Origin of the sequence: Streptomyces sp. NPDC007346 (assembly GCF_040703535.1) — a bacterium.
Classification (GTDB): Bacteria; Actinomycetota; Actinomycetes; order Streptomycetales; family Streptomycetaceae; genus Streptomyces.
The window spans coordinates 1-10064 of the sequence record NZ_JBEYKR010000201.1 but is presented as its reverse complement, the minus strand read 5'-3'; the positions used below and the strand labels follow the sequence as shown (position 1 = coordinate 10064).

Here is a 10064-nt window from a genome sequence, read left to right as displayed (position 1 = left end):
CATCCGCTGGGACGGACGGTCCACGTCTGTCGGGCCCAGGCGCACCCGGGGCCCGTGTCGGTCGGGGCTCGGGTGCGTCCGGGGCCAGGTCTGTCAGGACTCCGGCGCGCCCGCCGTGAGTCCGAGTCCGGGCAGGATCGCCTTCTCGACGAACCTGCAAAGGTACGCCGCGTCCGCGTAACGGCCCTCCAGCAGCGGCCGGGCGCGCATCACGCCGAGCAGCTGGGCCGCCACGTACTCCGCGCCCGGCAGGTCCGCCGCGATCTCGCCGCGCTCCAGGCCCCGCCGGACCATCGCGTCGATCGCCGCGACCTCCGGCGCGATCAGCGCCTCGCGCAGGGCGCGCAGCAGCTCCGGGCTCTGGAGCGCCGCATGGCTGAGCGCGTGCATCAGAGGGGTGTCGCGGCCCGAGCTCTCGCCGATCGCCCGAGCCGCCTCGCGCAGGTCCCCGGCGAGCGTGCCGGTGTCGATGTGCGAGAGCGCCATCCGCCGCGTGCCGTGCAGCGCGGCGACGACCAGCTCGGGCTTGGAGCCCCACTGCCGGTACAGCGTCGACTTGCCGCACCGGGTGCGGGCGGCGACGCCCTCCATGGTCAGCGACTCGTAACCGCCCTCCCGCAACAGGTCCAGCACCGCCGTGTAGAGCTCCTGTGCCCGCTCCGGTGTGATCTTCGACCGGCGGGAGGCGGGGGCTGACTCCGGTACGGAAGGTACGGAATCCGGCGACGGCATGGGCTGTCCCTCCTGCGGCGGTGCGGCGAGGCTCTCGATACGCCAGTGTACCGATACGCATGTGTACCGATACGCCAACGTATCGGTACACTGGCGTATCGATTCGGCACGGAGTGGACCGTGCCGTCCTGATACCGCTTCGCATCCAAGGGGGCACCGGGTGACGTACGCCCGCACCGAGCCCACGGACCAGGAGCCGGACATACGTGCCCGCCCGCCCCTCGTCCGCGAGTTCCTTCTCGTGGCCGGACTCTTCCTGGCCTACAAGTTCGGCCGCCGGGCGGCCAACGGCCATGTCGAGGAGGCGTTCGGCAACGCCGGGAACGTCTGGGACCTCGAACGCGCCCTGAACCTCCCGGGCGAGGGTGCCGTCCAGGGCGTGCTGCTCCACAGCCAGACGCTGATCCACGCGGCGAACACCTATTACGCCACCGTGCACTTCCCCGCCACGGCGTTCTTCCTGGTCTGGCTCTACCTGCGCCGCCCGCACCACTACCTCTGGTCACGGCGCGTCCTCGCCGTGCTCACCGGCGCGGCCCTCGTGCTCCACCTGCTCTTCCCGCTCGCCCCGCCCCGGATGCTCCCGGCCGCCGGGCTCGTGGACACCGGCCAGGTCTACGGGCCGACGGTGTACGGGGCGACGCCCGCGACCGACACGATGGCGAACCAGTTCGCCGCGATGCCCTCGCTGCACGTCGGCTGGGCCGTGATGGTGGCCGTCGGCCTGATCGTCGCCACCCGCTCCCGGTGGCGTTGGCTCTGGCTGCTGCACCCGGCGATCACCCTGCTCGTCGTCGTGGGCACCGCCAACCACTACTGGCTCGACGCGATCGTGGTCGTGGCGCTGCTGGCGGTGGCGCTCGCCGTGCTGCGCCTGCCGCTTCCGGCCCGGAACGTACCGGCGCGCCCGCCGTGGGCGCCGGGTGACGGGGCGGTGCCCGGCGGAGGCGCGCACGCCCCGGCGTACGCGGCCTCGACCTCGGGTACGGGTGCCGGTGTCGGTGCGGCGACGGGGGCGGGGGCGTACGTCTCCGATACGGCGGCCACGTCCGGTACGGCGGCCACATCCGCCGACACCGCGGTTCCCGCACGGACCCCCGTGGGGACCGGAGCCGGCCGATGAACGCCACGCTCATCGCCGTCGCGCTCTCCCTCGTCTCCGCCGGCGCCTACGCGGCCGCCGCCGTGGCCCAGTCCCGGCTGGCCGGGCGTACGGAGCCCTCCACCGGAGTCCTGCGGCTGCTCGGCCGGGGCGCCTGGTGGTCGGCCGTCGGCCTCAACGCCGGGGGAGCGCTGCTCCATGTCGCCGCGCTCAACTACGGCCCGCTCACCCTGGTCCAGCCGCTCGGCGCGCTCACGCTCGTCGCCGCCGTCCCGCTCGGTGCGCGCGCCGCGGGGCGCCGCGTCGGGCGCGTCGAGTGGCGTGGCACGGTCCTCACCCTGCTCGGCCTCGGCGCGCTGCTCCTGACCGCGGGCGGATCCGCCCCGCACGAGACCCTCACCCTTCCCGAGGCCCTCGGCGTCGGCGCGGCCACCATGGCGGTCGTCGCCGGGCTCAGCCGGCCGGGGGCCCGCCCGGGGCTGCGGCACGCGGCGGCCTCCGGCATCACCTCGGGCGTCGCCTCCGCGCTCACCCAGACCCTCACCGTCGCCGTCACCGACCACTCCGGCGGCCCGCTGTTCAGCTGGCGGCTGCTGACGGTGGCGCTGCTGGTCTCCGCCTTCGCGATGGGCGGCCTGCTGCTCTCCCAGAGGGCCTACCGGGGCGGCCTCGGCGCGCCCCTCGCCGTCGTCACCCTGGCCAACCCGGTCGCCGCCGCCGCGATCGGCCTGGCCCTCCTCGGCGAACGCCTCCGGGGCGGCCCGCTCAGCCTGGCCCTGGCGCTGCTCGGTACGGCGGCCGCCGTACGCGGGGTGGTCCTGCTCAGCCGGGCCCAGGCGCGTGCCGGCACGACCCCGGGCGAAGCGGCCCCCGCTCCGGCGGACCCGGTTCGGTCCAGGGTCGTCATCGGCAGCCCCCGGCGCACGGACGGTACGCCGCTCGGCGCGGAACCCCTCACCGTACGGGCGGGCGGTCGGACCCACCCGTGAAGTCCGGCCACCGGCGAAGTGCGGCGCACGGCCCCGTGACGGTCAGCCGTCCAGGTCGCTGATGGCGCGGGTCAGCCAGCCGACCCAGAACGTCTCCAGGTCGATACCGCCCCGCAGCACCAGATGGCGCAGCCGGTCGGCGTCGGCCCGGGGCGCGGGGGTGAAGTCCCGCTCCTCGATCTCCCGGTACTCCGCCAACTGCCGCTCGTGCAGCGCCAGATGGCGGCGCAGCTCCGCCCCCATCCCGTTCGCCCCGACGACCGCCGCCGCGCGCATCCGCAGGAGCAGCGGATCGCGGACCGGGCGCGGGTCCTCGGGGAGCGCCACCCAGGCCGCCAGCTCCTCGCGGCCCGCGGGCAGCACCTCGTACTCCTTCTTCTGCCCCCGGGCCGGCGCCGCCGCGGGCAGCGCCCTGATCCGTTGCGCCTGCTCCAGTTTTCCCAGCTCGCGATAGATCTGCTGGTGCGTGGAGGACCAGAAGTAGCCGATCGACCGGTCGAACCTGCGGGTCAGCTCCAGGCCCGAGGACGGCTTCTCCAGCAGAGCGGTGAGAATCGCGTGCGGCAGTGACATGACGTGCATCCTAGGGACGAGGGTTCACCGGGCCGCAGGACGAGGGCTCACGGCTGCGCGGCGCGAGGGCCGCACAGCCCCGCCGGACCGGGGCTGACAGATGGGCCGGACCGGGGCTCGCAGCGGCGCGGGATGAGGGCTCACAGCGTCGCGGCCAGCTCCGTGCCCTGGTGGATCGCGCGCTTCGCGTCCAGCTCGGCCGCCATGTCCGCGCCGCCGATCAGGTGGACCGGGCCGCCCGCCGCGCGTAGCTCCTCGTACAGCTCGCGGCGCGGTTCCTGGCCCGCGCAGAGCACCACCGTGTCGACCGGCAGCACCCGCCGCTCGCCGTCGACGGTGAGGTGGAGGCCCTGGTCGTCGATGAGGTCGTAGGAGGCGCCCGCGATCATCTCGACGCCCCGGTGGCGCAGTTCGGTCCGGTGTATCCAGCCCGTCGTCTTCCCGAGACCCGCGCCGACCTTGGTGGCCTTGCGCTGGATCAGGTGGACGGTACGGGGTGTCCTGGGGCGCTCGGGGGCGCGCAGGCCGCCGCGCTCCGCGTAGGCGGTGTCCACGCCCCACTGGCGGAAGAACGTCTCCGCGTCCAGGCTCGCCCCGTCGCCGCCGTCGGTGAGGAACTCCGCGACGTCGAAGCCGATGCCGCCCGCCCCCACGACCGCGACCCGGTCGCCGACCGGAGCCCCGTCGCGCAGCACGTCCAGGTAGCTGACCACGCTCGGGTGGTCCGTGCCGGGGATCGCGGGGGTACGCGGCTCGACGCCGGTCGCGAGCACGACCTCGTCGAAGCCGGTCAGCGTCCCGGCGTCCGACCGGGTGGACAGGCGCAGCTCGACGTCCAGCTCGGCCAGGCGCGTACGGAAGTAGCGCAGCGTCTCGTCGAACTCCTCCTTGCCCGGCACCCGGCGGGCCACGTTCAGCTGACCGCCGATCTCGTCCGCCGCGTCGAACAGGGTCACCGCGTGGCCCCGCTCGGCCGCCGTGACCGAGCACGCGAGGCCCGCCGGACCGGCGCCGACCACGGCGACGCGTTTGCGGGCCCGGGTGGGGCTCAGGACCAGCTCGGTCTCGTGGCAGGCGCGCGGATTGACCAGGCAGGAGGTGATCTGAAGGCTGAAGACGTGGTCCAGGCACGCCTGGTTGCACCCGATGCAGGTGTTGATCGCGTCCGCCCGGCCCGCGGCCGCCTTGGCGACGAACTCCGGGTCGGCGAGGAAGGGCCTGGCCATCGAGACCATGTCGGCCCGGCCCGAGGCGAGGACCTCCTCGGCGACCTCGGGGGTGTTGATGCGGTTGCTCGTCGCCAGCGGTACGGCCACGGCTCCGCGCACCTTCTCGGTCACCCAGGTGAAGGCGGCGCGCGGCACGGAGGTGGCGATGGTGGGGATGCGCGCCTCGTGCCAGCCGATGCCGGTGTTGATGATGGTCGCGCCCGCCGCCTCGATCTCCTTCGCCAGCGCCACGACCTCCTCCAGCGTCGAGCCGCCCGGCACCAGGTCCAGCATGGAGAGCCGGTAGATCAGGATGAAGTCGCTGCCGACCCGCTCGCGGACCCGGCGCACGATCTCCACGGGGAACCGGATGCGGTTCTCGTAACTGCCGCCCCAGCGGTCGGTGCGGTGGTTGGTCGCGGAGACGATGAACTCGTTGATCAGGTAGCCCTCGGAGCCCATGATCTCGACGCCGTCGTAGCCGGCGCGCTGTGCCAGCTCGGCCGCCCGGACGAACTCCTCGATGGTCTCCTCGACCTCGGCGCCGGTCAGGGCGTTCGGGGTGAACCCGCTGATGGGGGCCTTGAGCGCGCTCGGCGCCACCAGCTCCGGGTGGTGCGCGTACCGCCCGAAGTGCAGGATCTGCATCGCGATCCGGCCGCCCGCCGCGTGCACCGCCGAGGTGATCTCCCGGTGCTGCTCCGCCTCCGCCCCGGTCGTCATCTTCGCCCCGCCGGGGAAGGAACAGGCCCGCTCGCTGGGGGCGATGCCGCCGGTGACGATGAGGCCGACGCCGCCCCGGGCGCGCTCCGCGTAGAAGGCCGCCATCCGCTCGAAGCCGCGCTCGGCCTCCTCCAGGCCGGTGTGCATCGACCCCATGAGCACCCGGTTGGGGAGGGTGGTGAACCCGAGGTCCAGCGGGCTCAGCAAGGTCGGGTACAGGCTCATCCGGGTCTCCTCCGCACGGGGTCGTCGCGTCAGTTGTAGACCACGGCCGCCGCCTTGTGCAACAAGTTGCATAATGATCTGCGTCGCACCCCGGGCCTTGTGGCGCCGGGCCCGTGCCCCGTACGGCGTACTCGGCCGGGCCCGCCCGGCACCGGCCGACGAGAGTGGGACCCACAGCGCATCCCCTCACCCCGGGAGTCCCCATGGTCTGCGTCAACCGGCGTGATCTCGGCCTGCTCGCCCTGCGCGTCGGCACCGGTGCGGTGCTAGCCGCCCACGGCAGCCAGAAACTGGCCGGCTGGTTCGGCGGCGGAGGTATCCAGGGCACCACGGCCGCGATGGAGGCCATGGGCTTCCATCCGCCCAAGCACAGTGCCGTGGCCGCCGGGCTCGGTGAGGCGGGCGGCGGTGTGCTGCTCGCCCTCGGGCTCGCCACCCCCGCCGCCGGTGCCGCGGCCGCCGGGGCGATGGCCGGCGCGGTGGCCGTGCACGCCCCGGCGGGCTTCTTCGCCCAGGGCGGCGGCTACGAGTACCCGGCGTTCCTCGGCTTCACCGCCGCCGCCATCGGCCTCACCGGCCCCGGCAGCTACTCCGTGGACCACGTCACCTGCCACATCTTCGACCGGCCCTGGGTGGTCGCGCTCGCCTTCGCGGGCAGTGCGGTCGCCGCCGCCGCGGTGGTCGGCAAGCGCGCCAAGGACAAGTCGCAGGAGCCGCAGGAGACGTTCGACTGAGAGGGCCCGCGCCCGTACGACGGCGGGCCGGGCCTCTCCGTCGTACGGCCCTTTCCGTCGTACGGGCCGGTGCGCCTACCGGCCCCCGGCCCCCGGCTCCGCCCCGGAGGCCGCCCCCGACGCCGCCGCGCGCGGGCCGTCCGCGCTCTCGCGGCTCAGCGCCCCCGGCCACCAGGACTTCGGCCCGATGTCCCGGACCAGCGCCGGGACCAGGAGCGAGCGGACGACCAGGGTGTCCAGCAGGACACCGAAGGCGACGATGAAGGCGATCTGGACGAGGAACGCCAGCGGGATGACGCTCAGCGCGGCGAACGTGGCCGCCAGGACGACACCGGCCGACGTGATGACCCCGCCCGTCGTGGTCAGCCCGCGCAGGATGCCCTCCCGGGTGCCGTGCCGCAGCGACTCCTCGCGGACCCGGGACATCAGGAAGATGTTGTAGTCGACGCCGAGGGCGACCAGGAAGACGAACCCGTACAGCGGCACCGAGGAATCCGTACCGCTGAAGCCGAACACATGGGTGAACACCAGCGAGGAAATGCCCAGCGTGGCCAGGAAGTTCAGCGCCACCGTGGTCACCAGCAGGACCGGCATCAGCAGGGATCGCAGCAGGAAGACCAGGATCACCAGGATGATCGCCAGCACCACCGGCACGATCAGCGTGCGGTCGTCCTCGGCCGTGCGCTGGGTGTCGTACTGCTGGGCCGTGTAGCCGCCGACCAGGGCGTCCGAGTCCGGCACCGTGTGCACCGCCTCGCGCAGGGCGGCCACCGTCTCCTTGGCGTTGTCGCTGTCGGCCGCGTCCTTGAGAGTCGCGTCGATCCGGACCTTGCCGTCGACGATCAGGGGTTCGCCGCCGGGCCGGCCGCCCTCGCTCACCGGCGCGACCGAGGCCACCCCGTCGGTACGGGTCGCGGCTTCGCTCACCTCGGTCAGTCTGTCCGCCGCCGCGATGATCACCACCGGATTGCCGGAGCCGCCGGGGAAGTGCTCGCCCAGCGTCTCCTGGGCGGCCACGGACGGGGCGTCGTTGACGAAGATCTCGTCGAGCGGCACGCCCTTGGAGGTGAGCGTGGGGGCGAAGGCGGCACACGTGATCAGGGCCGCCAGCGTGATCGCCCAGACCTTGCGGGGAGCCCGGTCGACCAGCGCGGCGACCTTGCTCCAGATGCCGTGGCCGCCGGTCCCGTCCTCGGCCGGCCGGGGCTTCGCCGGCCAGTACGCCCTGCGGCCCAGCAGCACCAGGGCGGCGGGCAGGAAGGTGAGGGCGCTCAGGACCGAGCAGACGATGCCGATCGCGCCGACCGGGCCGAGCGCCCGGTTGTTGGTGAGGTCGCTGAGCAGCAGGGCGAGCAGGCCCACGGCCACCGTCGCGGCGCTGGCCGTGATCGGGCCGAAGGACTCACGCAGCGCGGTACGCATCGCGGCGAACCGGTCGCCCTGGGCGGCGAGTTCCTCCCGGAACCGGGCCGTGAGCAGCAGCGCGTAGTCCGTCGCGGCGCCGATCACCAGGATCGACAGGATGCCCTGCACCTGGCCGTCCACCCGCACGATGTCGTGGTCGGCGAGCACGTAGACGATCGCGCAGGCCAGCCCCAGGGCGAACACCGCGCCCAGGATGATGAGGAAGGGCAGCAGCACACTGCGGTAGACCAGCAGCAGGATGACCAGCACGGTGATCAGCGCGACCCCGAGGAGCAGTCCGTCGATGCCCGCGAAGGCGTCGGACAGGTCGGCCTGACTGGCGGCCGGACCCGCGAGCCGCACCGTCGTGCCCGGCACGGCCGCACCGGCCTTCCCGACCTCCTCCAGCACCGTCGGCAGCTCGTCCCCGAGGCCGGGGCTCAGCTGCACGATGCCCTGGAGCGCGAGGCCGTCCTCGGAGGGCAGCGCGGGGGACGCCTTCCCGACGACACCCTCGGCGCCCGCGAGCGAGGCGAGTGCGCTGGTGGCGGCCTCCCGCTGGGCCTCGCTCACCGGTGCGCCCTCGTCCTTCGACGTCCATACGAGGATGACCGGGAGGGTCTCGTTCTGCTGGAACGCCCTCTGCGCTTCGATGACCTGAGTGGATTCGGCGTTCTGGGGCAGGAAGGACGCCTGGTCGTTGGTGGCGACCTCGCCGAGCTTGCCCGCGTACGGACCGAGCCCGCCGCCGATACCGAGCCAGGCGATCAGCAGGACGACAGGGATCAGCCAGCGGGCCGACCGTGCAGGGGTGAACATGCCTCTCCCGGGGTGCGAGGAGTACCTCAATGGAAAACAATCTCAATTGTTGAAATACATTAGCGGAGCGCTCACGGGGGAGAGGCGACGGGCCCTGTCGAAGGGGCGCGTCGAGAGGTCTCAGTGACGGGCCGGAGGGGCCTGGGACAACTCCTCGTTCATGGCCGCGAGGAAGCGCAGGACGGTCGTGAGCTCCGCCTCGCCGAAGCGTGCCCTGGCTCGGGCGGTGGCCTCGGCGAGCGGCATGAAGTAGTCGCGGGCGGCCATCCGGGCGCTCGGTTCGTAGTGGATGTGCACCACCCGGCGGTCGGTGCTCTCACGGGCCCGCCGGATGTGACCGGCCCGCTCCAGGCGGTCCAGGCAGGCGGTCACCGCGCCCGAGGTGAGCCCCAGGTGCTCGCGCAGCGCACCCGGTGTCAGGGGAGCGGGGGCGTCGAGAATGGCCGCCAGCGCGGAGACGTCCGTGGGGTGCAGCCGCTGGTGTGCCGCGAAACCGTGGGTCATCCGGTTGATCTCGCCGTTCATCCGGCGCAGTTCGACCGCGAGGGCCTGGAGACCGGCGGCGGCTGCGGGGTCCGGGGCCGCCTCGGGGTCCGAGGCGCCGCCCGGGGTCTGTCGGCTGTCAGCGCTGGTCACGTACTCAGCGTATAGAACCGGTGCCCACGGCCGGTGCCCGGCCGTCACCGATCCGGCAGGAGTTGATCCGCCGGGCCGGGGCAACCGGCATGTCATGAATACCCGTTCGGTAGCAGCACAGGGGCGCGGACAGGCCAGACGAGCCGCCAACAGCACCGCGATGGAGGCCGGGGCCCGTGCCGGGTTCGGGGCCCGTGGGGTGATCTACGTCCTCGTGGGCGCGCTCGCCCTGCGGATCGCGTTCTCCGGCGGCGGAGGCAAGCAGGCGGACCGCGGCGGCGCGATAGCCGAGATCGCCGAGAAGCCCTTCGGCAAGGTCGTGCTGTGGCTGCTGGGCATCGCCCTGGTGGGCATGGCGCTCTGGAGGCTCTCCGAGGCCTTCTTCGGCCAGGCGGGCCCCGACGGCGGCAAGCCCTCCAAGCGGGCCATGGCCGCGGGACGCTCCGTCTTCTACAGCTTCGTCGCCTTCTCCGTCCTGTCCTTCGCCGCGGGCGACTCGGGCAGCGGCGGCGGATCGTCCGACCAGCGGTCCCAGGACATCACCGCCAAGGCGCTGGGCTGGCCCGGGGGGCAGTGGATCGTCGGCATCGGGGGCGTCGCCGTCGCCTGTGCCGGCGTCTGGATCGCGGTCCGCGCCATCATGCGGAAGTACCACAAGCACCTGAAGATGTCGCAGATGTCGCGGCAGGTGCGCCGCGCGCTCGACTTCGTCGGCGTCTTCGGCGGCTCGGCGCGCGGCGCCGTCTTCGCCACGGCGGGCGGGTTCGCCGTGGCCGCCGCGGTCGAGCACGAGCCCGGTCGGTCCAAGGGGATGGACGACACCCTGCGCTCCTTCACCGAGACCCCCGCCGGCCCGTGGCTCCTGGTGGTCATCGCCCTCGGCCTGGTCGCCTTCGGTGTCTTCTCCTGGTTCAACGCC

9 protein-coding genes are annotated in these 10064 nt (G+C 73.3%); 4 read left to right on the top strand and 5 right to left on the bottom strand.

From position 1 onward, the window contains the following. Positions 1-93 precede the first annotated feature (93 nt). On the bottom strand, positions 94-732 hold the full coding sequence (locus AB0917_RS31695) for a TetR/AcrR family transcriptional regulator (RefSeq protein ID WP_366823155.1): 639 nt from the start codon (positions 730-732) through the stop codon (positions 94-96). 160 nt (positions 733-892) lie between these two features. Here AB0917_RS31695 and AB0917_RS31690 point away from each other — a divergent pair, with 160 nt between their 5' ends. After that, on the top strand, positions 893-1855 hold the full coding sequence (locus AB0917_RS31690) for a phosphatase PAP2 family protein (protein WP_366823154.1): 963 nt from the start codon (positions 893-895) through the stop codon (positions 1853-1855). Further along, the gene (locus AB0917_RS31685; protein WP_366823153.1) at positions 1852-2823 is read left to right on the top strand and encodes a hypothetical protein; all 972 of its coding nucleotides are present in this window, start codon (positions 1852-1854) and stop codon (positions 2821-2823) included. The genes AB0917_RS31690 and AB0917_RS31685 overlap by 4 nt, the downstream gene beginning before the upstream one ends. A gap of 42 nt (positions 2824-2865) precedes the next feature. On the opposite strand, the gene AB0917_RS31680 is transcribed toward AB0917_RS31685, so the two are convergent. After that, the gene (locus tag AB0917_RS31680; RefSeq protein WP_366823152.1) at positions 2866-3396 is read right to left on the bottom strand and encodes a PadR family transcriptional regulator; all 531 of its coding nucleotides are present in this window, start codon (positions 3394-3396) and stop codon (positions 2866-2868) included. Between the two features lie 140 nt (positions 3397-3536). Beyond that, positions 3537-5552: an NADPH-dependent 2,4-dienoyl-CoA reductase gene (locus tag AB0917_RS31675; protein WP_366823150.1), complete on the bottom strand. Its 2016-nt coding sequence runs from the start codon at positions 5550-5552 to the stop codon at positions 3537-3539. 203 nt (positions 5553-5755) lie between these two features. Between AB0917_RS31675 and AB0917_RS31670 the strand changes: the two genes are divergently transcribed. After that, on the top strand, positions 5756-6286 hold the full coding sequence (locus AB0917_RS31670; RefSeq protein WP_366823149.1) for a DoxX family membrane protein: 531 nt from the start codon (positions 5756-5758) through the stop codon (positions 6284-6286). 75 nt (positions 6287-6361) lie between these two features. Here the strand turns inward: AB0917_RS31670 and AB0917_RS31665 are convergent, their stop codons facing one another. Both AB0917_RS31665 and AB0917_RS31660 read right to left on the bottom strand, forming a co-directional pair. Beyond that, positions 6362-8509: an MMPL family transporter gene (locus tag AB0917_RS31665; protein WP_366823148.1), complete on the bottom strand. Its 2148-nt coding sequence runs from the start codon at positions 8507-8509 to the stop codon at positions 6362-6364. Positions 8510-8629: 120 nt separating this feature from the next. Beyond that, a complete protein-coding gene (locus AB0917_RS31660; RefSeq protein ID WP_366823147.1) occupies positions 8630-9145 on the bottom strand; it encodes a MarR family winged helix-turn-helix transcriptional regulator in 516 nt (171 codons plus the stop codon). Positions 9146-9239: 94 nt separating this feature from the next. Here AB0917_RS31660 and AB0917_RS31655 point away from each other — a divergent pair. Next, the coding region (locus tag AB0917_RS31655) for a DUF1206 domain-containing protein (RefSeq protein ID WP_366823146.1) at positions 9240-10064 on the top strand (825 nt) is incomplete at its 3' end.

Bases quoted from the DNA above. Each gene is read 5' to 3' on its own strand.
- AB0917_RS31695 (WP_366823155.1), bottom strand. From the start codon at position 732: ATGCCGTCGCCGGATTCCGTACCTTCCGTACCGGAGTCAGCCCCCGCC.
- AB0917_RS31685 (WP_366823153.1), top strand. From the start codon at position 1,852: ATGAACGCCACGCTCATCGCCGTCGCGCTCTCCCTCGTCTCCGCCGGC.
- AB0917_RS31680 (WP_366823152.1), bottom strand. From the start codon at position 3,396: ATGTCACTGCCGCACGCGATTCTCACCGCTCTGCTGGAGAAGCCGTCC.
- AB0917_RS31675 (WP_366823150.1), bottom strand. From the start codon at position 5,552: ATGAGCCTGTACCCGACCTTGCTGAGCCCGCTGGACCTCGGGTTCACC.
- AB0917_RS31670 (WP_366823149.1), top strand. From the start codon at position 5,756: ATGGTCTGCGTCAACCGGCGTGATCTCGGCCTGCTCGCCCTGCGCGTC.
- AB0917_RS31665 (WP_366823148.1), bottom strand. From the start codon at position 8,509: ATGTTCACCCCTGCACGGTCGGCCCGCTGGCTGATCCCTGTCGTCCTG.